Raw genomic sequence first — 24,033 nt, 5'->3', positions numbered from 1 at the left:
CGCCCATTACCAACACTTGCATAGAAAAGGATTCGCTCATGAACATTGTCCACAAAGCCCTCACCGCTTCCCTTCTGGCCCTGTCCGTCTCCAGCGCCTTCGCCGCTGGTAGCCCAGGTGTCGAGCAACACACCCAGGCCTTCCTCCAGGCCCTGGAACAAGGCGGCGGCAAGCCACTGGAGCAACTCAGCCCGAAAGACGCCCGCGCAGTGCTCACCGGCGCCCAGGCTTCGGTCAAAGTCGACCTTTCCGGTATCGAGGTAAAAGAGCGCACCATCCAGGCCAACGGCGAGTCGATCAAGCTGCAAGTGGTACGCCCGGCCAACGTCAAGGGCGACCTGCCGGTGTTCATGTTCTTCCACGGCGGCGGCTGGGTGCTAGGCGATTTCCCGACCCACCAGCGGCTGATCCGCGACCTGGTGGTCGGCTCAGGTGCGGTGGCGGTCTATGTGGACTACACCCCATCGCCAGAAGCGCACTACCCGACGGCGATCAACCAGGCCTATGCCGCTACCCGTTGGGTGGCCGAGCATGGCAAGGAAATCGGCGTTGACGGCAAGCGCCTGGCCGTGGCCGGCAACAGCGTGGGCGGCAACATGGCCGCGGTGGTAGCACTCAAGGCCAAAGAGGCCGGCACCCCTGCCCTGCGCTTCCAGTTGCTGCTGTGGCCGGTGACCGATGCCAGCTTCGAGACGGCATCGTACAAACAGTTTGCCGAAGGGCACTTCCTGACCACCGGGATGATGAAGTGGTTCTGGGACAACTACACCACCGATGCCAAGGCACGGGACCAGATCTACGCCTCGCCGCTGCGGGCCAGCAGTGAACAGCTGAAAGGGTTGCCGCCAGCACTGGTGCAGACCGCCGAATTCGATGTGCTGCGCGATGAAGGTGAGGCGTATGCCCGCAAGTTGAATGCGGCCGGCGTGACCGTGACTTCGGTGCGCTACAACGGGATGATTCATGACTATGGGCTGTTGAACCCGTTGAGCCAGGTGCCGGCGGTGAAGGCGGCGATGAGGCAGGCGGGTACCGAACTTAAAGTGCATCTGCAGTGAGTCGATAAGCAAAAGACCCGCCTAGGCGGGTCTTTTGCTTCTATTGCGGAAATGGCCCGCAGGCTTCAATGGATCTGCCATCGGTGCGGCTATCTATGGCACCGTCCGCCCCGATGTAGATATCGATCCTGGGCCACTTGGGTTTGGCCCGAATGCAGTGCCACTTTCCACCGTTGTTCCAATCGAGCTGCATGAAAAATTGGTCGTTCGGGAAGATGTGGCCGGGGCCGCCGGTGGTTTCACCTGGGTAGATCTCACCTTTTGATATGTCGTGCTGAACATTCAAGATATAGCCAAGGCGACCCTGGCCTTTGTCAGAAAAATGAAAACTTACCCAGGGTGTGGCGACATACCAAAAGACGATTGGGGCGAGCATTATCGCAACCACCCAGCGCCAGAGATGCCGTTTCGGTTTAGTTGCAGACATGATCACGTACGCTACCTCCCCAGCTTGACAGTGGCAATGCTAATACCTCTTCCATGAGCACCTTTGCCGTAATCCCACCGTTTGGGTGCTGCGTATACAGTTTGATGCCAATACTGATGGAAACACGATCGCCTATATCATCCCAAGCCCGCATCCCGTCGATGTCTGCGTAGCGACGAGGCCCATCTTGTTCATCCCAATCTTGAACCTTCCGAATGCTGTCTGATGCAATCTGCTCAAGCCCGGCACCATCCAGAAGAACACTTTCTGAAAGGCCCCCCGCCCGCCCTACATAGCCATAGTGGATGTTCGACCAGATGTCGTAGTAGTAGTCGACTTCACCGTGTTTATGCCAAACCCTACCAAACCGGTGTGCGATCGCCACCTTGTGATCCCAGGGCCTGTTCTGACCAACCCTCTGTCCAAAGCGCCATCGCGGCAGCAGTGTTACCCACCATCATTGCTTGAAAGTCAGGCGGCAAAAGACGTGCATACCAAGGCAGCTTTTGAAATTTTGCATGTTCCTCTGTCGCGTCAAAGCTGGTTAGCTTCCGCATTTTCAGCACGGATGGGTGTGTGATGTTGCGATTCATTTCTCCAGCAATGTAGCTGGCAACCTGCTCCATCATGTCAGGATGTTTGCAGATTACGGGCTGCGGTTTTGCTTCTGATAGCGAAGCTTTCAAGGGGGAAGTGGAGCCGGCTTGGCCTGATGTTGCCGCCTGGCTTGTCTGCTGTGCCGCCGAGGGGCTTGCCGCCAAGCCACGTCCCCCCATGGCCACGACACGGTTACTACCCTCTGGACAGCCACACTTGACCAGCGCCCCATCTACCACAGCTGGTTTTCCTTCGATGTTGAAGAACGGGACTCCCTCAACAATGACGCCGGGCCTCTTGCAATTCGGGCACTCAGTGGTGATATCTCCCAGCCTCAGCGCCCGCTGGTTGTTCGCGCGGTAGTGGGTGCTGCTGGCAATGCACACCGCACCGGTGGTGGTGAGGTCGCCATCGAGTGCCTGTCCTTTGCCGTGTATCGATACACGTGTCATAAGTAGCTCCCTGCATGGAAAGTCTGGAAGCTATCACCCATGCAATGGACGGGAACCGATCAGTCCCCAAAACAGAAATGTCCTACAAAAGGCCATGTCCGACTGTCACTTGTCACGAGACAGTAATTCAACACCAACACCGTTTTTCCAACATTCAGGTGACAGTAAAGTTATCTCCATCAACAGCACGGCAGCCCTCCCGGCCCCGGCTTTCAAGGAGAATCACCATGCTCACCCTACGCAACGCCCAAGACCGTGGCCTGGCCTTCCACGGCTGGCTGAAGTCCTTCCACACCTTCTCGTTCGGCCATTACCGCAACCCGGACGAGCAAGGTTTCTCCGACCTGCTGGTGATCAACGACGACCGCGTCATCGCTGGCAAGGGCTTTGGCCAACACCCTCACCGCGACATGGAAATTTTCAGCTACGTGCTGGAAGGCGCGTTGGAGCACAAGGACACGCTGGGTACCGGCTCGGTGATACGCCCGGGCGATGTGCAACTGATGAGCGCAGGCCACGGCGTGGCCCATAGCGAGTTCAACCACAGCCAGGCGCAGCCGGTGCACTTTCTGCAGATCTGGATCGTGCCGAACGTGCAAGGCGCAACACCGCGTTACCAGCAACAGCATTTCAGTGCGGAGGAAAAGCGCGGCAAGCTACGCCTGATCATCTCGCCGGACGGTGCCGAGGGGTCGTTGCAGGTCAGGCAGAATGCGCGGGTGTATGCCGGTTTGTTCGACGGCGACGAACGCGCCACGCTGACCTTGCCGGAAAACCGCCATGCCTATGTGCATGTGGCCCGGGGCAGCATCGAGCTCAATGGGCAACTGCTGAATGAAGGGGATGGCGTGCGGGTCAGGCAGGAACAGGTACTTGAGCTGGGCAATGGGGTAGATGCCGAGGTGCTGGTGTTTGACCTGCGTCCGCATGAATTGCCAGGTATGCCTTGAACCGAGTCGGCCCTTTCGCAGGTAAAACTGCGAAAGGGCCGACAAATGCAACTCAAGCCTCGAACCCCTCCACAATGATCACCTCGGCCTTGGCCACGCCCTGGCGATGGCTGCAGGCCTCCTGATACAGCTCCGACCGGTAGCACGCCACCGCCTGCTCGTACGAATCGAACTCGATCACCACGCTACGCTGAGGGGTATGCCGCCCTTCCATCGCCTCGCTGCGCCCGCCACGGGCCAGGAAGCGGCCGCCGAACGCCTTGAAGGCAGCCGGGGCGCGCTGGGTGTACTGCTGGTATTGCTCGGGGTCGGTCACGTCCACATGGGCGATCCAATAGGCCTTCATGCGCTGCTCTCCTGTTACGGCGATATTTGTGTATGATGGTATACCATAAAAATCACCCCACCACAGTGAGCGTGCAACATGGCTTTCAACACCATCGAGGAACTTCTCGAGGACTACCGGCAAGGCAAGATGGTCCTGCTGGTGGATGACGAGGACCGGGAAAACGAAGGCGACCTGCTGATCGCCGCCGAGCGTTGCGACGCCCAGGCCATCAATTTCATGGCCCGCGAAGCGCGTGGCCTGATCTGCCTCACCCTGACCGATGAACATTGCCAACGCCTGGGGCTGGAACAGATGGTGCCCGCCAACGGCAGCGTGTTCAGCACGGCGTTTACCGTGTCGATCGAAGCGGCCACTGGCGTCACTACCGGCATCTCCGCCGCCGACCGGGCACGCACCGTGGCCGCGGCCATGGCCCCTGACGCTCGCCCGGAAGACCTGGTGCAACCCGGCCACATTTTCCCCCTGCGCGCCCGCGAAGGCGGCGTGCTGACCCGTGCCGGCCACACCGAAGCCGGCTGCGACCTGGCCCGCCTGGCCGGCTTCAGCCCGGCCTCGGTGATTGTCGAAGTGCTCAACGACGACGGTACCATGGCCCGCCGCCCGGACCTTGAAGTATTCGCCGCGCAGCATGGCATCAAGATCGGCACCATCGCCGACCTGATCCACTACCGCCTGAGCACCGAGCAGACCATCAAGCGCATCGGTGAACGCGAGCTGCCGACCGTGCATGGCACCTTCCGCCTGGTCACCTATGAAGACCGCATCGAAGGCGGCGTGCACATGGCCATGGTCATGGGTGATATCCGCCGCGAGCAGCCGACCTTGGTGCGAGTGCATGTGATCGACCCGCTGCGCGACCTCGTAGGTGCCGAATACGCCGGGCCAGCCAACTGGACGTTATGGGCGGCCTTGCAGAAGGTGGCCGAGGAAGGGGCTGGTGTAGTGGTGATCCTGGCCAACCATGAATCCTCCCAAGCCCTGCTGGAGCGCGTACCGCAGCTGACCCAGCCGTTGCGCCCTTATCAGCGCGGGCAATCGAAGGTGTACTCCGAAGTGGGCACCGGGGCACAGATTCTGCAGGACCTGGGCGTGGGCAAGCTGCGCCATCTGGGGCCTCCGCTGAAGTATGCCGGGCTGGCGGGATATGAACTGGAGGTGGTGCAGAGCATTCCCTTCGAGCCCGGGATGCTCGGCTGAAAACACATAAGCATCTGATTTGGCGGGGCCCTGCGGGGCCCCGCAGCGTTTCTGAACGGGCGGAGTGATGGCCGGTCGCCTCATACCTCTTGCCAAAAGTTTGGAATACCATAATATGATATCCCGTAGACCTTGAATCTGCAGGCCGGCACCTACAATTACAAACGGCCACCCAGACACTTTGTTTTAGCTGCTCCCCGAACACTGTTGGCGGGCGCACCACAAGCCCCGCCTCGAATAACAAAAGCAACGAGGGCGTAACCATGCTGTTGAGCAAACGTGTAACCGCAGTGCTGTCCGCCAGCCTGCTGACCCTGGCCTGTCAAGCCGCCGTGGCCGCTGACAGCCTGAATTTCGTCAGCTGGGGCGGTACCACCCAGGACGCCCAGAAAGAAGCGTGGGCCGTCCCCTTCACCAAAGCCACCGACATCAAAGTCGTCCAGGACGGCCCAACCGACTACGGCAAGCTCAAGGCCATGGTCGAAAGCGGCAACGTGCAGTGGGACGTGGTCGATGTCGAAGCCGACTTTGCCCTGCGTGCCGCCAGCGAAGGCCTGCTGGAACCCCTCGACTTCAACCAGATAAAACGGGACAAGATCGACCCGCGTTTCGTTTCCGACCACGGCGTTGGCTCGTTCTTCTTCTCCTTCGTGCTGGGCTACAACGAAGGCAAGCTCGGTGCCAACAAGCCGGTTGACTGGACCGCGCTGTTCGACACCAAGACCTATCCCGGCAAACGCGCCCTGTACAAATGGCCGAGCCCTGGCGTGCTGGAACTGGCCCTGCTGGCCGACGGCGTAGCGCCCGACAAGCTGTATCCGCTGGACCTGGACCGCGCCTTCAAGAAACTCGACACCATCAAGAAAGACATCGTCTGGTGGGGCGGTGGCGCTCAGTCGCAACAGCTGCTGGCCTCGGGTGAGGCTTCGCTCGGCCAGTTCTGGAACGGCCGCGTCTATGCCCTGCAGCAAGATGGCGCGCCAGTGGGCGTGAGCTGGAAACAGAACCTGGTCATGGCCGACTTCCTGGTCATCCCCAAAGGCGCCAAGAACAAGGACGCGGCCATGAAGTTCCTGGCCAACGCCAGCAGCGCCGAAGGCCAGGCCGAGTTTGCCAACAAGACTGCCTACGCACCGGTGAACGTCGACAGCGTGTCCAAGCTCGACAAAGACCTGGCACCGAACCTGCCCACTGCCTACGCCCAGGACCAGGTCACCCTGGACTTCGCCTACTGGGCCAAGAACGGCCAGGCCATCGCGGCCCGCTGGAATGAGTGGTTGGTCAAATGAAAGTCGCCATCAACGCCCTGCATAACGCGCAAGGTGCCCCCACGGGTACCGGCGCCTCGGGTACCGCCCCACGCCGCGCCAGCCTGAGCCAGCGCTGGAAGGGCAGCCGCAACCTGCTGCCGGCCCTGCTGTTCCTTGGCCTGTTCTTCTTCGCCCCGCTGGTCGGCCTGTTGCTGCGCGGGGTGCTGGAGCCAACGCCGGGGCTGGGCAACTACGAGCAGTTGTTCGCCAACTCGGCCTACGCACGGGTGCTGTTCAACACCTTCTCGGTGGCCGGCGTGGTCACCCTGATCAGCGTGCTGCTGGGCTTCCCGCTGGCCTGGGCAATCACTCTGGTGCCCAAGGGCTGGGGCCGCTGGTTGCTGAACATCGTGCTGCTGTCGATGTGGACCAGCCTGCTGGCACGTACCTACTCGTGGCTGGTGCTGCTGCAAAGCTCGGGGGTGATCAACAAGGCGTTGATGGCCATGGGTATCATCGATACCCCGCTGGAAATGGTGCACAACCTCACCGGCGTGGTGATCGGCATGAGCTACATCATGATCCCGTTCATCGTGCTACCGCTGCAGGCGACCATGCACGCCATCGACCCGATGGTGCTGCAGGCCGGTTCCATCTGCGGCGCCAGCCCATGGACCAACTTCTGGAAGGTGTTCCTGCCGCTGTGCCGCTCGGGGTTGTTCTCCGGGGCGCTGATGGTGTTCGTGATGTCGCTCGGTTACTACGTCACCCCGGCGCTGCTGGGCGGGGCACAGAACATGATGCTGCCCGAATTCATCATCCAGCAGGTGCAGTCGTTCCTCAACTGGGGCCTGGCCAGCGCCGCCGCCGCACTGCTGGTGGTGATCACCCTGGTGCTCTTCTACCTGTACCTGAAGCTGCAGCCGGAATCCCCGGTTGGCAACGCGAGGTAACCGCCATGCTCCTGTCTCCCAATGCCATGGGCCGCCCGCTGCGCACGGGCCTGTACCTGACCACCGGGGTCATTGCGGCCTTCCTGCTGCTGCCGGTGGTGTTCATCGTGTTGCTGTCGTTCGGCTCGTCCCAGTGGCTGGTGTTTCCGCCACCGGGCTGGACCTTCAAGTGGTACGGCCAGTTCTTCTCCAACCCGGAGTGGATGGACGCCGCGCTGGCCAGCCTCAAGGTGGCCGTGCTGACCACCATTGCCGCCGTGCTGCTGGGCCTGCCCAGTGCATTCGCTTTGGTACGGGGCCGCTTCCCGGGCCGCGAGCTGCTGTACGGGCTGTTCACCATGCCGATGATCGTGCCACTGGTGATCATCGCCGTGGCGGTGTACGCCCTGTTCCTCAAGCTCGGCTACACCGGCACGCTGTTCGCGTTCGTGGTCAGCCATGTGATCGTTGCCCTGCCCTTCACCATCATCTCGATCATCAACTCGCTGAAACTGTTCGACCAGTCGATCGAGGATGCCGCGGTGATCTGCGGCGCCTCGCGCCTGCAGGCCATCTTCAAGGTCACCTTCCCGGCCATTCGCCCGGGGATGATCGCCGGCGGCCTGTTCGCCTTCCTGGTGTCGTGGGATGAAGTGGTGTTGAGCGTGATGATGGCCAGCCCCGACCTGCAGACCCTGCCAGTGAAGATGTGGACCACCCTGCGCCAGGACCTCAGCCCGGTCATCGCCGTGGCCTCGACCCTGCTGATCGGCTTGTCGCTGCTTGTGATGTTCATTGCCGCCGCCTTGCGCCGGCGCACCGAAACAAACGCCTGAGCGCGCGGAGAAAACAACAATGAGTGCAGTGATCAAAGACAACGCGCCCGGCAAGACCCTGGTCAGCCTGCGCGGCCTGAACAAGCACTACGGCGATTTCACCGCCGTGGACAACCTCGACCTGGAAATCCAGGACGGCGAGTTCCTGACCTTCCTCGGCTCCAGCGGCTCGGGCAAATCCACCACCCTGTCGATGCTGGCCGGCTTCGAAACGCCCAGCAGTGGCGAGATCCTGGTCGATGGCCAGTCGCTGGTGAACGTGCCGCCACACAAGCGTGATATCGGCATGGTGTTCCAGCGCTACTCGCTGTTCCCGCACCTGAACGTGCGCGACAACATTGCCTTCCCGCTGGCCATTCGCAAGCTCGACGCGACCGAAACCGCCAAGCGCGTCGATGCCATGCTCAAGCTGGTACAGCTGGAAAAGTTCGCCCACCGCAAGCCTTCGCAAATGTCCGGAGGCCAGCAACAGCGTGTGGCCATTGCCCGGGCGCTGGTGTACGAGCCGCGCATCCTGTTGATGGACGAACCGCTCGGTGCGCTGGACAAGAAACTGCGCGAAGACCTGCAGGACGAGCTGCGCCAGCTGCACCGTCGGCTCGGCATCACCATCGTCTACGTCACCCACGACCAGGAAGAAGCCATGCGCCTGTCCCAGCGCATCGCCATTTTCAGCCATGGCAAGATCGTCGGCCTGGGCACCGGTTACGACCTGTACCAGAACCCGCCGAATGCCTTTGTCGCGTCGTTCCTGGGCAACTCCAACTTCCTGCGTATCAAGGCCAGCAGCAATGGCGCGGGCAGTTTCGAGGGCCAGCCGGTGGCCATTCGCCTGACCCCGGGCCTCACTGCCTCGCAGGATGCCCTGATCATGGTGCGCCCGGAAAAAGCCCTGGCCTTGACCGCCGAACAGGCTGCACGCGAGCCGCTGCCGGCGGGCTGGAACGAAGTCAGTGCCAAGGTTGGCGAAGTGCTGTTCCTGGGTGAGAGCCAGACCTGCCATGTGGTGACGGCGGGTGGTACCGAACTGACAGTGAAGGCGCTGTCGGCTGCGGGTATGCCTATGCAACCTGGCGACAGCGTGAAAGTGCGCTGGGCGGTGGCGGATGCATGTATCTATACCGAGTGGGCCGAAAGTGATTTGAGCAAGTCGGCCGGGGCGCATTGAGATCGCGGGGGCCGCTTTGCGGCCCCTACCACTGTCACATTATCATCACGCCACTGTCGTAATCTGCCGGCCAACTCTATGCCATAGGCCACCCGGCATGCTGCGCCTGCTTGTCTTGCTGCTCACCCTGCTACCGCTAGCGACCCCGGCCGAGCCCGCTCACCTGCGCGTCCAGGGCTCCAACACCATCGGCGCCGCCTTGCTGCCGGCACTGGTGCAGGGGCAATTGCGTGCGCAGCAAGCCACCGCCATCCAACAGCAACCGGGCAACGTCGCCAACGAGACCGTAATCACCGCGCAGGACGATCATGGCCAGCCAATACGCATCGATGTTGCCGCTCACGGGTCCAGCACCGGTTTCATCGCCCTCGGCCGTGGCCACGCCGACCTGGCGGCCGCCTCGCGGCCGATCAACGACAGCGAATTGCATCAGTTACGTGCTCTGGGCGACCTGCGCGCTGCCAGCGCCGAACAAGTCATCGGCCTGGACGGCGTGGCGGTCATCGTCCACCCTGACAACCCGCTGCCACAACTGAACACCCAGCAACTGGCGCAGATTTTTTCCGGGCAGATCCAGCGCTGGGAACAATTGGGCATTGCTGGCGGCGCCATCCACCTCTATGCCCGTGACGACCGGTCCGGCACGTACGAGACGTTCAAGGCGCTTGTGCTGGAGCCGCTGCACGACGAACTATCAGCCAAGGCGCGGCGCTTCGAGTCCAGCGACGAGCTGGCTTCGCAAGTAGCCACCGACCGTCAGGCCATCGGCTTCAGTAGCCTGGCCGCAGTGCACGGTGCCAAGGTGCTAGCGGTGGCCGAAGGCGACGCACCCGCCATGCTGCCAGAGCGCGCGCTGGTGGCCAGCGAAGACTACCCGCTGTCACGGCGCCTGTACTTCTACCTGCCGGCCAACCCCAAGCCACAGGCCAAGGCCCTGGCCGATTTCGCCCAAAGCCCGGCTGGCCAGGCGATCGTTGCCCAGCAGGGTTTCGTGTCACAGCAGATCAAGGCTCAGCCGATTCCGCCCCTGGCCGACATGCCGCCACGCTATCGCACCCTGGCCCAGAAAGCGCAGCGGCTGAGCGTGAACTTCCGCTTTCAGGAAGGCAGTGCCAGCCTCGACAACAAGGCACTGCGCGATGTGCAGCGGGTGGTCGAATACCTGCGCCAGGCCGGCAAGTTGCAGAGCAAGGCCGTGCTGGTAGGGTTTGGCGACCCCAAGGAAACGCCCGGGCGCGCTGCCCTGCTCTCCCGCCTTCGCGCCCAGGCCGTGCGCCGCGAGCTGGCACGCGATGGTGTCGAGGTGCTTGAGGTAACGGGCATGGGCGATGAACTGCCAGTGGCCGGCAATGAACTGGAGCAAGGGCGCCTGCGTAACCGTCGGGTAGAGGTGTGGGTGTATTGAAGGTGTGATTGCGGCCTTGGCAAAGAAATGTAACAGCTCCCCATTCGGCACCCATGGCAAACGGGTCTAGGCTCAAGTTCATGTGATACCGGGCCCCTCTGACGGCTGCCAAGCCGCCATGTCGGATCACTGTTGCCTTGCAACGTCGACATTCAAGGAGGGGCTCATGACAGCTCTGCACGCATTCCTCACCACCCCCGTTCTCGGTACCAGCGCCTGGTTGTGGCTGGTGTTCATGGCCATCGTCATCGGTTTGCTGGTGCTCGACCTGGGCGTGCTGCACCGGCACGACCGGGAAATCGAAATGCGCGAAAGCCTGCTGCTGTATTCGGGCTATTTCAGCGTCGGTGTACTGTTCGGCGCCGGCGTCTGGTACCAGCTGGGCGCCCAGTCGGCGCTGGAGTTCTACACCGGCTTCCTGGTCGAGCAGTCGCTGTCGATGGACAACGTGTTCGTCATGGCGATGATCTTCAGCTACTTCGCCATCCCCCGCCGCTACCAGCACCGCGTACTGTTCTGGGGCATCCTGGGGGTGGTGTTCCTGCGGGCGATCATGATCGGCGTGGGCGCGGCGCTGGTGCAGAACTTTGCCTGGGTGCTGTACCTGTTCGGCGCCTTCCTGCTGTTCACCGGGGTGAAGATGGCGCTGTCAAAAGAAGACAGCCGCCCGGACCTGGCCAACAACCCGATCATCAAGTTCGTACGCCGGCACATGCGGGTCACCGACCAGATCCACGGCTCGCACTTCTTCGTGCGCAAGACCCCGCCTGGGCACAGTAAAGCCCTGCGCTATGCCACCCCGTTGTTTCTGGCGCTGGTGCTGATCGAACTGGCCGACCTGGTGTTCGCCGTCGACAGCGTGCCGGCGATCTTCGCCATTACCCAGGACCCGTTCATTGTCTACACCTCCAACATCTTCGCCATCCTTGGGCTGCGCTCGCTGTACTTCGCGCTGTCGGCGCTGATGCACCGGTTCGTTTACCTCAAGTACGCGCTGGCGTTGGTGTTGATCTTTATTGGCTGCAAGATTTTCTACCACGGCATGGTGGGCAAGGTGCCGGCGTTGCTGTCGTTAGGGGTGACATTCGGGTTGCTGCTGGGTGGGGTGGTGGTTTCGTTGGTCAAGACCAGAGGACAGAAAGTGGCGGCCGAGTCTGAGCAACCGAATCCTGTTTCGAATGCGACCATGGCACGAGAAAAAGACGAAGACCCGCAACTGCGGGTCTGAGTTGCTGTCATGCAGCCTAACCAGGGTGGATTTTTTCCTAATCAATCCAACGATTTTTCCTAAGCAAGGTATGCGAGTGGTCTGATTGTGAACACAGGCACAGCTTCGCCAGCATGGTGACTTTCCGCACAAGGAGTGCTCCATGCAAAAGCTGTCTATTCCTGACCTTTCCCAATTTCGTATCAACCGCAAGCTGGTTACAGTCGTTGGCATCCCGATCCTGGCCGCTGGCGTACTCGCAGGAATGTTCAATGAAGTGTTTTTCTATAACGAAGCGGGTCAGATGACCCACGTACGTACGATCTTTGGCGAAGAGAAAGTGGTTGAAGACGTTGGCTACGCCACAAAATGGTTCGGCCGCAGTACAGCCTGGCGCCGTACCATCGGCGTCCAATCTTCCTTGCGCATGGACAACCCGGAAGACACTCGCGGCGGCCATCCGTCCATCACACTGGACAATCTGCCCATCGTGTTTCTGGGCAATGTCGATGCGAAGGCAGAATTCAGTACCCAGTTTCGCCTGCCTTCGGGTGAAGCCTTCTTGAAAATCGCCCAAGAGTACCGCACGCCAGACAACTTCCTGCAACGTGCATTATTGCCGGCGGTAAAGGAAACACTGCAAGCCACGGCCTCACTGATGAGTGCCGACGATTACTATGCGGGTAACCGTAGCCACTTCGGTGCCGAGTTCGAGAATCAGCTGCGCAACGGCCTGTACTTGACCAGCCGCAAGGAGATCCGCGTTCAACGTGATAATCATCCGGCCCAAACCGCGATTCTGCAGGCTGGCACCGAACAGGGTAGTTTTGGGGACAACAGCGCTACGCGTTTCGTCATCGAAAAGAAGCTCGACAAAGATGGTCGGGAGTTGCGCAAGCAACAGCAATTCCGCCTGTTTGGCGTTGAAGTAGTCGACGCGCGGGTCACTCATATCGACCCCAACCCGCAGTATCAGCAACGTATGGTCCGCGTACAACAGGCGCTGGCCGAACTGGCCGTGGCTCGTCAAAACCGGCTCAAGGAAGAAGAAGAGAAGGAACTGGTCTCTGCTCGTGGTGCCAAGGACGTCGAGGCCAAACGTCAGGAAAGCCTGCGCCAGCAGATTGAACGTACCACCGAAGCCGAGACCGAAAAGCAGCTTGCGCTAATCAACGCGGAACGGGAGAAGCGGCGCGCCGAGATCGACAAACAGACGGCCGAGTTGCTTCGGGACAAGGCCCGTGTCACTGCAGAAGCGACCAAGATCACGGCCGATGCCGAAGCCTACGCCCGTGAGGCCACGCTCAAGGCGGATGGTGCCCTGCAAACCAAACTGGATGCGATGGTGAAGATCAACCGGGCCTGGGCAGAGGCTGCTGCAAGGGCGCCAGTGCCGAGCGTGATGATGGGGGGACCCGAATCAGGCGTTGGGCGGCAGGATGAAATGAGCAAGCTCATGAGTGTACTGGCTACGAAGGCCGCCAAAGATCTGGTGATTGACCTGAAAACCAAGTAAGCCCTCACCGGCCTCTTCGCGGCTAAAGCCGCGAAGAGGCCGGTACAGGCTAACAACAATCAACGCCTGTCACCGCCCGCTGGTACGCAACATCTCCACCGGCACATACTTGCCAATCTCATACTTGCCAATTGCCGCCCGGTGCACTTCATCCGGCCCGTCAGCCAGGCGCAGGGTGCGTTGCATGGCGTACATGTAGGCCAGTGGGAAATCGCCGCTCACCCCTGCCCCGCCATGTATCTGGATCGCCCGGTCGATCACTTTCAAGGCCACGTTCGGCGCCACCACCTTGATCTGCGCGATCTCGCTGCGGGCCACCTTGTTGCCGACGGTGTCCATCATGTAGGCCGCTTTCAGCGTCAGCAGCCGGGCCATGTCGATCTCCATACGCGAGTCGGCAATCTTGTCGACGTTGCCACCCAGCCGTGCCAGCGGCCGACCAAAGGCGGTGCGTTCCACCGAGCGCTTGCACATCAGTTCCAACGCACGTTCGGCCATGCCGATCGAACGCATGCAGTGGTGGATACGGCCCGGGCCAAGGCGACCCTGGGCAATCTCGAAACCGCGGCCCTCACCAAGGATTACGTTTTCATACGGCACCCGCACGTTTTCGAAGAGCACTTCGGCGTGACCATGCGGGGCATCGTCATAGCCGAACACCGGCAGCGGGCGGACGATCTTCACACCGGGCGCATCGGTGGGCACCAGCACCATCGAATGCTGCTGGTGGCGCGGGCCTTCGGGGTCGGACAGGCCCATGAAGATCATCACCTTGCAACGCGGGTCGCAGGCGCCGGAGGTCCACCACTTGCGGCCGTTGATCACCCACTCGTCACCGTCACGCACGGCCGTGGCGGCCATGTTGGTGGCGTCCGAGGAGGCCACGTCCGGCTCGGTCATGGCGAACGCCGAGCGGATCTCGCCACGCAGCAGCGGCTCCAGCCATTGGCGTTTCTGCGCTTCACTGCCGTAACGCACCAGCACTTCCATGTTGCCGGTATCCGGCGCCGAGCAGTTGAACGGCTCCGGGCCAAGCAACGAGCGGCCCATGATTTCCGCCAGCGGGGCGTATTCCAGGTTGCTCAGGCCGGCGCCGTATTCCGATTCAGGCAAGAACAGGTTCCATAGCCCTTCGGCGCGGGCCTTGGCCTTGAGCTCTTCCATGATTGCAGTGGGCTGCCAGCGGTCGCCCTCGGCGACCTGGCGCTCGAACACCGCTTCGGCGGGGTAGACATAGGCGTCCATGAACGCAGTAACGCGCTCGCGCAGTGCCTGGACCTTGGGCGAATAGGCGAAATCCATCGGGGCTACCTTCACGGTTCGGGGTACATGGGCCAGAGCCTAGAGCAGCATGCGCCCATCCATCTAGTCTATTTTCCGCGTGTATAAACATTCATAACCGATATATGATCCGCCAATAACTCCAACAAAGAGCGGCGCCCATGAACCTCAGCAAGGTCGACCTCAACCTGTTCATCGTGTTCGATGCGATCTACACCGAAGCCAACCTGACCCGCGCCGGGCAGATTGTAGGTATCACGCAGCCAGCGGTATCCAACGCCCTTTCGCGGTTGCGCGAAACCTTCAACGACCCGCTGTTCGTGCGCACCGCGCAGGGCATGGTGCCCACGCCCATGGCACAGAACATCATCGGCCCGGTGCGCAACGCCCTGGCGCTGTTGCGTACGTCGGTGCAGGAAAGCCGTATCTTCAACCCGCAACAAGCCAACAAGACCTTCCGCATCAGCATGACCGACCTGACCGAGGCGGTAATCCTGCCGCCGCTGTTTCAGCGCCTGCGCCGCCTGGCGCCGGCGGTGCTGATCGAGAGTTTCCTGTGCAAGCGCCGCGAAACCACCAAGGAGCTCGCCGCCGGCCGCCTGGACTTCGCCATCGATGCCCCCCTGAACACCGACCCGCAGGTACGCCACGTCAAGCTGATGCAAGACCATTATGTCTGTGCCTTGCGCCAGGGCCACCCGCTGGCCGACAGCAAGCTGACCCTCGACAGCTACCTGGGCATGACCCACATCCATATCTCCAGCCGCCGTAACGGCCTGGGCTATGTCGACCTGGCGCTGGGCAAGATGGGCGTACAGCGCAAAGTGGCCTTGCGCTCGCAGCACTACCTGATGGCTTCGCAGGTATTGCAGCAAACCGACATGGCGATGACCGTGCCCGAGCGCTTCGCCCGCCGCCATCAGCTGCGCTATCACCCCCTGCCGGTGGAAGTACCCGCGCTCGAAACGCACCTGTACTGGCATGAAAGCACCGACCAAGACCCGGCCAACCGGTGGATGCGTGAGCAAATCACCGAACTGTGCGAACGCGTGGTGGCTGAGGAAGAAAGAGCCTCGGAGCCCGCCTGAAGATACGCACAAGGGATCGCTCATGGCCACCAAGGAGAAAAAAATCCTACAAAGCTACAAATAAATAGAAAATCTATGTGGAGGCACCCAAAAATGCACTGTGGGAAGTAAAAAATTTCTCTCGGATGGCGGATACGCTTACTCCATCAATCGCCGATTTCACGGCGACAGACATGGACCTGCCTCAATGCCTAGCGCCCCGCTCTACTTTGATTACGCCGCCACCACTCCAGTCGACGACCGGGTCATCGAAACCATGCTCGCCAGCCTTGGCAGCCAAGCCAACTTCGGCAACCCGGCGTCCAGTGGTCATGCCTTCGGCCAGGCTGCCCGACAAGCCGTGGAGCAAGCCCGCCAGCAAGTGGCCGAGCGCGTCGGCGCACACGTCGAGCGCCTGGTCTGGACCTCGGGCGCGACCGAGTCCAACAACCTGGCGCTAAAAGGCATTGCTCAAGGCGCCGGCCAGCCTGGGCACCTGATCACCAGCCAACTTGAACACAAAGCCGTGCTCGACACCGTGGCCGAACTGGAGCGCCAAGGCTGGGCCGTTACCCGCCTGGCCCCGGATGCCGCCGGCCTGATCCAGCCCGCCAGCGTACAGGCCGCACTGCGCCCCGATACCCGCCTGGTATCGTTGATGGCGGTCAACAATGAGCTGGGCACGGTCACCGACTTTGCCGCCATTGGTGAGCAGGTGCGTGCCCACGGTGCCTTGCTGCACGTGGACGCAGCGCAGGCCGTGGGCAAGCTGGCCATCGACCTGAACACGATGGCCGTGGACCTGATGTCGTTTTCGGCACACAAGGTTTACGGGCCAAAAGGCATCGGCGCGCTATACGTCGGGCCACGCGCCCGTGCGCTGATGCGTGCGCAGATGCACGGCGGCGGCCATGAACAGGGCCTGCGCTCCGGCACCCTGGCGACCCACCAGATCGCCGGCATGGGTAGCGCTTTTGCCTTGGCCGGCCAACCCGGTGACAGTGAGTACCAGCACCTGGAACAACTGGCAAAGCGTCTGCGCGAAGGCCTGCTGGCCTTGCCCGGCGTCAGCCTGAACGGCTGCGCCAGCCAACGCATTCCCCATACCCTGAACCTGTGCATCGACAGCAAGGGCTTCAACAGTGCGGCGCTGGCCAATGAGTTGGCGTTATCGACCACCTCGGCCTGCAACTCGGCCAGCCATGCAGCCTCACATGTGCTGATGGCGCTGGGGCTGGACGAGCACCAGGCACGCAACAGTGTGCGCTTGAGCATCGGGCGCTTCAGCACCGAGGCCGAAGTGGACAAAGCGATCGACGTATTTGCCCGGGTACTGACAGCAGCATCCGCAGCGTTGTGGTAAGCCGCGCCCTGGCGCGGCCTGCCGCACGGCGTCACCGGGGCACCCAGCGCCCCGGTAACCTCACAGGAAGGTGAACACCTGCGACGCCGGCAAGCGTGACTTGTTCAGCCCGGCGTTAAAGTCCGTTTCAGCACGATAGCCCAGGCTGAGGATCACCACGCTGGTGAAGCCACGTTCACGCAGCCCCAGCTCGGCATCCAGGATCTTGCTGTCGAAGCCCTCGATGGGCGTGGCGTCCAGGCCATGTGCCGCAGCCCCCAGCAATGCAGTACCCAATGCCAGATAGGTCTGCTTCTCCATCCAGTGCTGCACGTCCTTCTGGTCATGACGGTGCAGGTCGACGTAGTGACGGCGGCTCTGGTTCTGCGCGGCTCGCGCCTGCTCATCGCGGAAACGGCCATCGGCAGCTTCCTGCTCGAGCACGGCATTGAGGTGCGCTTCGGGCATTTCGGTACGGGTGCAGAACACAATCACGTGCGAAGCATCGAGCAGTTTAGGCGTGTTGTAAGCAAAGCGCTCCGTGGTGCTCTTGGCCAGGCGGGCCTTGCCTTCGGCCGTGTCGGCGACGATGAAGTGCCAGGGTTGGGAATTGACCGAGGACGGGCTGTGGCGCAGTTGCTCGAGCAGGGCATCGACAGTGGACTGGGGAATGCGGCGCGAGGCATCGTAGGCTTTGGTGGTGTAGCGGCGCTTGGCCAGCGAGACGGTATCCATGCAACAACTCCGGAATGTACAGGGGATTTGCCGGGCATCTTATCTTTCCTGCCGCAAAGAAAAACCGGCACAATGCAGCAACACTTTCACACCTGGAGTGAAGATGCTGCGCATCACCGACCTCGAACTGTTCGTGCGCAGCAGCGTACTGGGCAGCTTCACGGCCGCCGCCCATGAAGCCGGTCTGCTGCCGGGGCAAGTGGCTGCTGCGATCAAACGCCTCGAACGCGACCTCGATGTGCGCTTGTTTGCCCGTACCACCCGTAGCCTGCGCCTTACCGCCGAAGGCGAGCGCTACTTGCCGACCGCCCTGAACGTGCTGGATAGCCTTCGCCAGGGGCGCGAAGACCTGCATGGCAACCCTGGCACCCTGCGTGGCACCCTGCAGGTGTCGGCGCCTTCCGACCTGGGCCGCAACATGCTGTTGCCCTGGCTGAGCGCCTTTCGCCGGGAGCACCCGGCCCTGCACCTGCGCTTCTTTCTGTCCGACCAGATTGCCGACCTGAACCGTGACCCGGTGGATGTGGCCATCCGCTATGGCCTCAACCAGGATGCCAACTACATCGCCCTGCCCTTGGCCAGCTGGAATCGCCGGGTGCTGGTGGCATCGCCCGAGTACCTGGCCCGCCACGGCCACCCGGTCACGCCCGAAGCCCTGCAAGAGCATGCCTGCCTGCTGTACATGCAGCACAACCGGGTCTACGACAAGTGGCGGGTGGGCAACCGCACCGTGCAGGTCAGCGGGCCGCTGGTCAGCGACGATGCCGACGTAATCCGCCGTCTGGCCCTGCAAGGTGAAGGCATCGTCTACAAATCGTGGCTGGACGTAAGCGCCAATATTGCAGCCGGCGAACTGCAGATCATCCTGCCCGAATACCTGGGTGAATCCGTGCCTGTAACCCTGGTTTGCCCACACCGCAAACAACTCACGCCTGCGGTGTCGCAACTGCACCTGTGCCTGCGCGACCACTTCGAGGTCCTGCGTGCTCGCGCACTGAACAACGGTTGCACAATCGTCCCGAACTGAGTGCCAGCAGGCAGCGAGCAGAGCACAAAAATGCTCGCAACAGGTTGCACGCCACCACTGCTGCCCCAGCAGCACCCGCCCAGCACCCGACTGCTGCGCAACCTGCAACACCGCCGGAACAATCCAAAAAAAACCATATATATCAATAAGTTAGAAAAATGGCACAGTCCCTGCTCTAGCCCTCCCCAACAACGCTTTACATACGGGGAGATCCACCATGCATCCGCTCAATCCACTGGCCCGCCAGATCAGCCTTGCGCTGCTGTTGGCCGGTACCGGCAGCCAGGCCATCGCCGCCGACGAAGACAACAAGAACGAACCCGCCCTTGAAACCGTAACGGTCACCGCTCAGCACCGAGAGCAGACCTTGCAGGAAGTACCGGTTGCCGTGTCGGCCATCAAGGGCACCAGCATCACCGCCGATGGCGTGCGCTCGATGGGCGACATTACCACCTTCGTGCCCAACGCCTCGGCCAAGAACCCCGATGGCGACGGTCGCCCGCGTTGGTATATCCGCGGTCTGGGCACCGGCGATACCGGCGCGGCAACCGTCTTCCCGGTGGGCATCTACGCGGACGATGTCTACCTCAACGCGCCCATCGCCGGTGGCGGGCCGCTGTTCGACCTGGAACGCATCGAAATCCTGCGCGGGCCGCAAGGCACCCTGTATGGCAAGAACACCACGGCCGGCGCAGTGAACGTGATCTCGAAGAAGCCCACCTTCGACACCGACGGCTATGGCACTGTCGGCTTCGGCAGCAAGAACGAGCGTATTGTCACCGGTGCCATCGGCGGTGCGCTGGTCGATGAAAGACTGGCCGGGCGAGTAGCGCTGTATTCCGAAGAGCGTGACGGTTTCCAGAACAACGACTTCGACGGCAACACCTACGGTGATGTGAACAAGAAAGCTATCCGTCTGCAGTTCCTGGCCCAGCTCAACCCGGACCTAGACGCCCTGCTCAAACTGCACAGCCGCCAGTTCAAAGGCGATGGCAGCAACGGCTCGCTGCCGGTTGGCCGCTACTACAACGTCGGCTACGAACGCCCGCACGGCCGCGATATCTCGCTGAACGTCAACGAAGACTATCGCCTGGACCACGACGGCGCCTCGCTGACCTTCAACTGGTACCTCGGCGATTACACCCTGACCTCGATCAGCGCCTACGACTACATCCGCAACCGCTCCACCAGCGATGCCGACTACACCCCCTACGAGGTCAACGGCGCGGCCATCACCGACAACAGCTACCGCCAGTGGTCGCAAGAGCTGCGCCTGGCCTCGCCGGCAGACCGCCCGCTGCACTGGCTGGTGGGTGCACACTACTTCCATGAAGACCTGGACAGCTCGGCGCAACGCATCGTCACCCCCGGGCCGACGCCCAACGGCACCGGCTCGAACCAGGTGGGCACCACCGCGTTCCGTGACCTGGGTTACGACCACCGCACCGACAGCTATGCGCTGTTTGGCAACCTGACCTACGACTTTACCGATGATTTCAGCGTCACCGGCGGCCTGCGCTGGACCCAGGAGAAGAAAGACATCGACCTGGACCTAGTGCAACTGACCCGCGCCACCGCCAGCGGTCCGCTGATCCCGCTGGGCGGTGTGGGCACCAACGGTAACCGCCAGGAAGACAAGACCTGGGAGGCCTGGACCTACGACCTGACGCCCGAGTACCGCATCAATGACAACCTACGGGTGTTCTTCCGCTACGCCCACGGTTTCCGCTCGGGCGGTTTCAACACCGGGCTTTCGACCAGCCTGGCACAGCTGACCACGGTCGACCCGGAAGAGCTGGATGCCTACGAGCTGGGGCTGAAGTCGGAGTGGTTCGATCGCCGCCTGACCGTCAACGCCAACCTCTTCTACTACGACTACTCCGACATCCAGGTGAACCTGCTGACGGTGAACAACGGCGTGCTCACCACCGCACTGACCAACGGCGCCAAGGGCAAGGTCAAAGGCGCAGAACTGGAAATCGAAGGCCAGCCGACCGAGCGCCTGCACCTGCGCGCGGCGGTGTCGTTCCTCGACACCGAGTACACCGACTTCAAGAACACCAACCCCAACACCGGCGCGGTGACCGGCGACTACAGCGGCAACAGCTTCGTACGTTCGCCGCGCAACGTGGTGTCGCTGGGTGCCGACTACACCATCCCGCTGGAAGTGGGGGGCAAGCTGGTGGCCGGTGGCGACGTGAGCTTCCGTGACAAGGAGTACTTCCTGGCCGACCGCCAGAGTAGCGCCGACGAAACCCTCAGCCAGCCCCACTACACCTTGGCCAACGCCCGCCTGAGCTGGTTCAGCCACGACGACAAGCTGAGCGTGACCGGTTTCGTCAACAACCTCACCGACCGCCGCTACCAGGTACACGGCCGACCCAACGGCACCGCCGGGCAGTACGTGATCACCTATGGCGACCCACGCACCGTCGGGCTGAGCGTTACCAGCCGGTTCTAGGTTGCCCTTTCGGGCCTCATCGCCGGCTCGCCGGCGATGAGGCCAGTACTGCCAATACATCATTCAGCAGGAACACCCATGCCCCACCACACCCCCTTGGCCAGCGCCATTGCCCTGGCCATCGCCGGCCTCGCCGTGCCCGCCTTCGCCGCCGAACCCAACGACCGCCTCGACACCGTGGTCGTGGTCGGTACCCACCGCAGCGACGTCACCGCCCTGCAAAGCGCCGCGCCGGTCGATGTGCTGAGCGGTGAAAAACTCCAGGAAACCGGCGCCAGCGACCTGTCCGCGGCACTCACCGCGCTTTCGCCCTCGTTCAGCTTCCCGCAGTCGCCCCAGGGCGCCTTTGCTGGCTCGATTGCCCAGGGCGCCTCGCTGCGCGGCCTGGCCTCGGACCAGGTGCTGGTGCTGGTCAACAGCAAGCGCCGCCACACCAGTGCCAACGTCACCCGCCAAGGCCTGGTCAACGCCCGTGGCGCGGCAGCCGTGGACCTCAGCCTGATCCCGCTGTCGGCCATCGAACGGGTGGAAATCCTGCGCGACGGCGCGGCAGCCCAGTACGGCTCGGACGCCATCGCCGGGGTGATCAACATCGTGCTCAAGGAGCGTGACGAAGGGGGTAACGCCGGCTACCGCTTCGGCGGCTACAAGAAAGGCGACGGCCTGCAACGCAAGCTCAGCGGCTGGAAGGGCTTTGCCTTGCCCAACGACGGCTTCCTGACCCTGGCCTTCGACGCCGGCAGCCAGGACCCGGCGAGCGACACCCGCGACGACAACCGCATCTTCTACCCCGGTTCCACCAGCATCGACACCGCGCGCGAGCAGAACAACCGCTACCGCAACTGGCGCTGGGGTTCGGGCAATGTCTCGGACCAGTACAACTTCACCGCCAACGCCGAGATGGGTCTGAGCGAGGGGCTGAGCGCCTACGGTTTTGCCACCTACGCGCACAAGAATACGGATGCCGAGAACTTCTTCGACCCGCCCACCACGTTGCGCAACAACTACGGCAGCGTAGCCCTGGCGCGCTACCCGGACGGCCGCCTGCCGGTCACCCGCTATGGCCTGGAGGACTTTGCCGTCACCGGTGGGCTGCGCTTTGAAAACGAAACCCTGGGCAACTTCGACCTGGCGTTGAACTACGGCGACAACCGGGTCGATTCCACCGACCACGACGCGATCAACCCCAGCTGGGGCAGCGCCAGCCCATCGACCATCTACACCGGCCGCCGCGAAGCCGACCAGACCAACCTGACCCTGGACTGGACCCGCGACTTCGCCAACGGCTGGCTGTTCAAGCCGCTGACCGTTTCCGCCGGGCTGGCCTGGCGCCAGGAAAACTACGACCTCAGCGAAGGTGACGCCGCCGGCTGGTCAAACGGGCCGCTGTTCAACACGATCGACCCCATCACCGGCAGGCGCATACCCGGTTACTACTCGGGTATCACCCAGGTCGATGCCGTGTCGCTGGACCGCCGCGTGATCGGTGCCTACTTCGATGTCGAAGCCCAGCTGACCGAGAAATTCCAGGCCGGCGTCGCCGTGCGCAGCGAGCACTATTCGGACTTTGGCGACACCACCAACGGCAAGCTGTCGTTGCGCTACGACTTCACCCCGCAGATTGCCGCGCGCGCCAGCGCCAGCACCGGCTATCGTGCGCCCTCGCTGGTGCAGAGCGGGTTGTCGTCGTTCAGCGTACAGGTGGTGGAACAGCCCCCAGGCAGTGGCAACTGGGTGGAGGTGCAGCAGCGCACCCTGCGCGCCGACAGCCCGGAAGCCGCTTTGCTGGGCGGCAAGGCGCTGAAGCCGGAAGAGTCGACCAACTTCTCCGTGGGCCTGGTCTGGCGGCCGTTGCCCAATGCCTCGGTCACCTTCGACGCTTACCGCATCGACATCGACAACCGCATCACCCTGTCCGATCAGTTGCCGGCCTCGGTGGTGGGCCCGATCTTCGCCGGCACCCCCTATGCCAACATCCAGAGTGCGGCGTTCTATACCAACATCGCCGACACCCGCACCGACGGTTTCGAGTTGGCTGGCCATTATCAGCTGGACGTGGGCCGCTGGGGGCGCGTGGACTTCAACGGCGGCTATGCGCGCAACAACACCCGAATCACCGGGCTGGATGATGTGGGCAACATCCCCGGCAACCAGATCATCGGCCGCAATACCCAAGGGCTGATCGAGGACGGCACGCCCAAGGACAAGCTCACGCTCAGCGCCAACTGGCTGTATGACAACTGGAGCGTCACCGTGGCCCAGCGCCGTTATGGCGAGTGGAAAAACCGCAACGCCGCAAACCCCACGCTGGACCAGACCTTCAGCCCGCAGTGGGTAACCGACCTGGATGTGTCGTACCGCTTCGACCTGGGCCTGACCTTGTCGGCGGGCGCGATCAACCTGTTCGACAGCCACCCGGACAAGCTCAAGGGCGCGCAGTTGTATGGCGTGCCTAAATACTCCATCACCAGCCCGGAGGGGGCGCAGGGAGCGTTCTACTACACCAGCGTGAGTTACGATTTCTGATCTGAAACCGCCGCCCTGCGGTGATCATGGTGTCCCACGATAGTGAAGAGGCGCTGTACCTTGGTGACCGGGTGATCATGCTTCCTGCGCACGTTGAGCCCGGTGCCAGCCCGCAACCGGGCAGAAGTACTGTGCTGGCCTGGCGGGCAACTACGGGCATTACGGGGCCCCCAGGAACGCTACGTTGAACGTGCGCTACGACTTCTAAGGCTCAGCACCTGTGGTACTGTCCAGCATCCCCCCCAAGGAG

At 62.3% G+C, this 24,033-nt stretch carries 21 protein-coding genes and 1 pseudogene; 16 read left to right on the top strand and 6 right to left on the bottom strand.

Translation table 11 applies throughout. From position 1 onward, the window contains the following. Positions 1 to 38 precede the first annotated feature (38 nt). Positions 39 to 1,058 carry an alpha/beta hydrolase gene (locus tag FHW75_RS18015; RefSeq protein ID WP_019099485.1) on the top strand — a complete coding sequence of 340 codons (1,020 nt, stop codon included), beginning with the start codon at positions 39 to 41 and terminating at the stop codon, positions 1,056 to 1,058. 40 nt (positions 1,059 to 1,098) lie between these two features. On the opposite strand, the gene FHW75_RS18010 is transcribed toward FHW75_RS18015, so the two are convergent. Genes FHW75_RS18010 through FHW75_RS27220 form a run of 3 tightly spaced genes read right to left on the bottom strand, consistent with a single transcriptional unit; the run spans position 1,099 to position 2,534 of the window. Next, positions 1,099 to 1,485 (bottom strand): hypothetical protein, encoded by a 387-nt coding sequence (locus tag FHW75_RS18010; RefSeq protein WP_232104702.1) that lies wholly within the window; start codon positions 1,483 to 1,485, stop codon positions 1,099 to 1,101. After that, positions 1,472 to 1,870 (bottom strand): polymorphic toxin type 44 domain-containing protein, encoded by a 399-nt coding sequence (locus FHW75_RS27225; RefSeq protein ID WP_371104791.1) that lies wholly within the window; start codon positions 1,868 to 1,870, stop codon positions 1,472 to 1,474. Before FHW75_RS27225 ends, FHW75_RS18010 begins: the two co-directional genes overlap by 14 nt. Beyond that, entirely contained in the window at positions 1,845 to 2,534 is a 690-nt protein-coding gene (locus FHW75_RS27220) for a PAAR domain-containing protein (RefSeq protein ID WP_409347968.1), read from the bottom strand. Before FHW75_RS27220 ends, FHW75_RS27225 begins: the two co-directional genes overlap by 26 nt. Positions 2,535 to 2,761: 227 nt before the next feature. Here FHW75_RS27220 and FHW75_RS18000 point away from each other — a divergent pair, with 227 nt between their 5' ends. Then, complete coding sequence (locus FHW75_RS18000; RefSeq protein WP_019099488.1) at positions 2,762 to 3,484, top strand: pirin family protein; 723 nt, start codon at positions 2,762 to 2,764, stop codon at positions 3,482 to 3,484. A gap of 52 nt (positions 3,485 to 3,536) precedes the next feature. Here FHW75_RS18000 and FHW75_RS17995 read toward each other — a convergent pair whose 3' ends face one another. Further along, on the bottom strand, positions 3,537 to 3,830 hold the full coding sequence (locus FHW75_RS17995) for a DUF1330 domain-containing protein (protein ID WP_019099489.1): 294 nt from the start codon (positions 3,828 to 3,830) through the stop codon (positions 3,537 to 3,539). A gap of 78 nt (positions 3,831 to 3,908) precedes the next feature. On the opposite strand from FHW75_RS17995, the gene ribBA reads away from it, so the two are divergent. The 8 genes from ribBA to FHW75_RS17955 all read left to right on the top strand — a co-directional run bounded on the left by ribBA (position 3,909) and on the right by FHW75_RS17955 (position 13,344). Further along, positions 3,909 to 5,030 carry a bifunctional 3,4-dihydroxy-2-butanone-4-phosphate synthase/GTP cyclohydrolase II gene (gene ribBA / locus FHW75_RS17990; protein WP_016711175.1) on the top strand — a complete coding sequence of 374 codons (1,122 nt, stop codon included), beginning with the start codon at positions 3,909 to 3,911 and terminating at the stop codon, positions 5,028 to 5,030. A 263-nt stretch (positions 5,031 to 5,293) separates the two neighbouring features. Then, positions 5,294 to 6,319, top strand: a complete 1,026-nt coding sequence (locus tag FHW75_RS17985; RefSeq protein ID WP_019099490.1) for an ABC transporter substrate-binding protein — start codon at positions 5,294 to 5,296, stop codon at positions 6,317 to 6,319. Then, positions 6,316 to 7,233, top strand: coding sequence for an ABC transporter permease (locus FHW75_RS17980; RefSeq protein ID WP_016711177.1), 918 nt, complete (start codon positions 6,316 to 6,318; stop codon positions 7,231 to 7,233). The genes FHW75_RS17985 and FHW75_RS17980 overlap by 4 nt, the downstream gene beginning before the upstream one ends. 5 nt (positions 7,234 to 7,238) lie before the next feature. Beyond that, positions 7,239 to 8,048 (top strand): ABC transporter permease, encoded by an 810-nt coding sequence (locus FHW75_RS17975; protein ID WP_010954645.1) that lies wholly within the window; start codon positions 7,239 to 7,241, stop codon positions 8,046 to 8,048. 19 nt (positions 8,049 to 8,067) lie between these two features. Beyond that, entirely contained in the window at positions 8,068 to 9,216 is a 1,149-nt protein-coding gene (locus FHW75_RS17970) for an ABC transporter ATP-binding protein (protein WP_019099492.1), read from the top strand. A gap of 97 nt (positions 9,217 to 9,313) precedes the next feature. Next, on the top strand, positions 9,314 to 10,621 hold the full coding sequence (locus tag FHW75_RS17965; RefSeq protein WP_183674189.1) for a substrate-binding domain-containing protein: 1,308 nt from the start codon (positions 9,314 to 9,316) through the stop codon (positions 10,619 to 10,621). Positions 10,622 to 10,787: 166 nt separating this feature from the next. Further along, positions 10,788 to 11,849 carry a TerC family protein gene (locus FHW75_RS17960; RefSeq protein ID WP_019099494.1) on the top strand — a complete coding sequence of 354 codons (1,062 nt, stop codon included), beginning with the start codon at positions 10,788 to 10,790 and terminating at the stop codon, positions 11,847 to 11,849. A gap of 142 nt (positions 11,850 to 11,991) precedes the next feature. Continuing rightward, the gene (locus FHW75_RS17955) at positions 11,992 to 13,344 is read left to right on the top strand and encodes an SPFH domain-containing protein (RefSeq protein ID WP_019099495.1); all 1,353 of its coding nucleotides are present in this window, start codon (positions 11,992 to 11,994) and stop codon (positions 13,342 to 13,344) included. Between the two features lie 69 nt (positions 13,345 to 13,413). Here the strand turns inward: FHW75_RS17955 and FHW75_RS17950 are convergent, their stop codons facing one another. After that, entirely contained in the window at positions 13,414 to 14,646 is a 1,233-nt protein-coding gene (locus FHW75_RS17950; protein ID WP_019099496.1) for an acyl-CoA dehydrogenase, read from the bottom strand. A 140-nt stretch (positions 14,647 to 14,786) separates the two neighbouring features. On the opposite strand from FHW75_RS17950, the gene FHW75_RS17945 reads away from it, so the two are divergent. After that, the gene (locus tag FHW75_RS17945) at positions 14,787 to 15,713 is read left to right on the top strand and encodes a LysR family transcriptional regulator (protein ID WP_019099497.1); all 927 of its coding nucleotides are present in this window, start codon (positions 14,787 to 14,789) and stop codon (positions 15,711 to 15,713) included. 187 nt (positions 15,714 to 15,900) lie between these two features. Then, positions 15,901 to 17,055, top strand: coding sequence for a cysteine desulfurase family protein (locus tag FHW75_RS17940; protein WP_019099498.1), 1,155 nt, complete (start codon positions 15,901 to 15,903; stop codon positions 17,053 to 17,055). Between the two features lie 60 nt (positions 17,056 to 17,115). Here FHW75_RS17940 and FHW75_RS17935 read toward each other — a convergent pair whose 3' ends face one another. Continuing rightward, positions 17,116 to 17,769: an oxygen-insensitive NAD(P)H-dependent nitroreductase NfsB gene (locus FHW75_RS17935; RefSeq protein WP_019099499.1), complete on the bottom strand. Its 654-nt coding sequence runs from the start codon at positions 17,767 to 17,769 to the stop codon at positions 17,116 to 17,118. Positions 17,770 to 17,872: 103 nt separating this feature from the next. Between FHW75_RS17935 and FHW75_RS17930 the strand changes: the two genes are divergently transcribed. The 4 genes and pseudogenes from FHW75_RS17930 to FHW75_RS27215 all read left to right on the top strand — a co-directional run. Next, entirely contained in the window at positions 17,873 to 18,796 is a 924-nt protein-coding gene (locus FHW75_RS17930) for a LysR family transcriptional regulator (RefSeq protein ID WP_019099500.1), read from the top strand. 217 nt (positions 18,797 to 19,013) lie between these two features. Further along, complete coding sequence (locus FHW75_RS17925) at positions 19,014 to 21,257, top strand: TonB-dependent receptor (protein ID WP_183674187.1); 2,244 nt, start codon at positions 19,014 to 19,016, stop codon at positions 21,255 to 21,257. 78 nt (positions 21,258 to 21,335) lie between these two features. Beyond that, complete coding sequence (locus tag FHW75_RS17920) at positions 21,336 to 23,783, top strand: TonB-dependent siderophore receptor (RefSeq protein WP_183674185.1); 2,448 nt, start codon at positions 21,336 to 21,338, stop codon at positions 23,781 to 23,783. An 8-nt stretch (positions 23,784 to 23,791) separates the two neighbouring features. Next, a pseudogene (locus FHW75_RS27215) lies at positions 23,792 to 23,875 on the top strand (ABC transporter ATP-binding protein); the annotation flags it as partial. Positions 23,876 to 24,033 lie beyond the last annotated feature (158 nt).

This window comes from Pseudomonas sp. OG7 (assembly GCF_014192825.1).
In the GTDB taxonomy this organism is placed as follows: domain Bacteria; phylum Pseudomonadota; class Gammaproteobacteria; order Pseudomonadales; family Pseudomonadaceae; genus Aquipseudomonas; species Aquipseudomonas monteilii.
This window is presented reverse-complemented; position numbering and strand designations above follow the sequence as displayed.

Coding starts and splice junctions, on each gene's coding strand:
- ribBA (WP_016711175.1), top strand. CDS start 3,909: ATGGCTTTCAACACCATCGAGGAACTTCTCGAGGACTACCGGCAAGGC.
- FHW75_RS17960 (WP_019099494.1), top strand. CDS start 10,788: ATGACAGCTCTGCACGCATTCCTCACCACCCCCGTTCTCGGTACCAGC.
- FHW75_RS17935 (WP_019099499.1), bottom strand. CDS start 17,769: ATGGATACCGTCTCGCTGGCCAAGCGCCGCTACACCACCAAAGCCTAC.
- FHW75_RS18015 (WP_019099485.1), top strand. CDS start 39: ATGAACATTGTCCACAAAGCCCTCACCGCTTCCCTTCTGGCCCTGTCC.
- FHW75_RS17955 (WP_019099495.1), top strand. CDS start 11,992: ATGCAAAAGCTGTCTATTCCTGACCTTTCCCAATTTCGTATCAACCGC.
- FHW75_RS17945 (WP_019099497.1), top strand. CDS start 14,787: ATGAACCTCAGCAAGGTCGACCTCAACCTGTTCATCGTGTTCGATGCG.
- FHW75_RS17995 (WP_019099489.1), bottom strand. CDS start 3,830: ATGAAGGCCTATTGGATCGCCCATGTGGACGTGACCGACCCCGAGCAA.
- FHW75_RS17970 (WP_019099492.1), top strand. CDS start 8,068: ATGAGTGCAGTGATCAAAGACAACGCGCCCGGCAAGACCCTGGTCAGC.
- FHW75_RS18000 (WP_019099488.1), top strand. CDS start 2,762: ATGCTCACCCTACGCAACGCCCAAGACCGTGGCCTGGCCTTCCACGGC.
- FHW75_RS17965 (WP_183674189.1), top strand. CDS start 9,314: ATGCTGCGCCTGCTTGTCTTGCTGCTCACCCTGCTACCGCTAGCGACC.
- FHW75_RS17930 (WP_019099500.1), top strand. CDS start 17,873: ATGCTGCGCATCACCGACCTCGAACTGTTCGTGCGCAGCAGCGTACTG.
- FHW75_RS17940 (WP_019099498.1), top strand. CDS start 15,901: ATGCCTAGCGCCCCGCTCTACTTTGATTACGCCGCCACCACTCCAGTC.
- FHW75_RS17975 (WP_010954645.1), top strand. CDS start 7,239: ATGCTCCTGTCTCCCAATGCCATGGGCCGCCCGCTGCGCACGGGCCTG.
- FHW75_RS17985 (WP_019099490.1), top strand. CDS start 5,294: ATGCTGTTGAGCAAACGTGTAACCGCAGTGCTGTCCGCCAGCCTGCTG.
- FHW75_RS17925 (WP_183674187.1), top strand. CDS start 19,014: ATGCATCCGCTCAATCCACTGGCCCGCCAGATCAGCCTTGCGCTGCTG.
- FHW75_RS27220 (WP_409347968.1), bottom strand. CDS start 2,534: ATGACACGTGTATCGATACACGGCAAAGGACAGGCACTCGATGGCGAC.
- FHW75_RS18010 (WP_232104702.1), bottom strand. CDS start 1,485: ATGTCTGCAACTAAACCGAAACGGCATCTCTGGCGCTGGGTGGTTGCG.
- FHW75_RS17950 (WP_019099496.1), bottom strand. CDS start 14,646: ATGGATTTCGCCTATTCGCCCAAGGTCCAGGCACTGCGCGAGCGCGTT.
- FHW75_RS17980 (WP_016711177.1), top strand. CDS start 6,316: ATGAAAGTCGCCATCAACGCCCTGCATAACGCGCAAGGTGCCCCCACG.
- FHW75_RS17920 (WP_183674185.1), top strand. CDS start 21,336: ATGCCCCACCACACCCCCTTGGCCAGCGCCATTGCCCTGGCCATCGCC.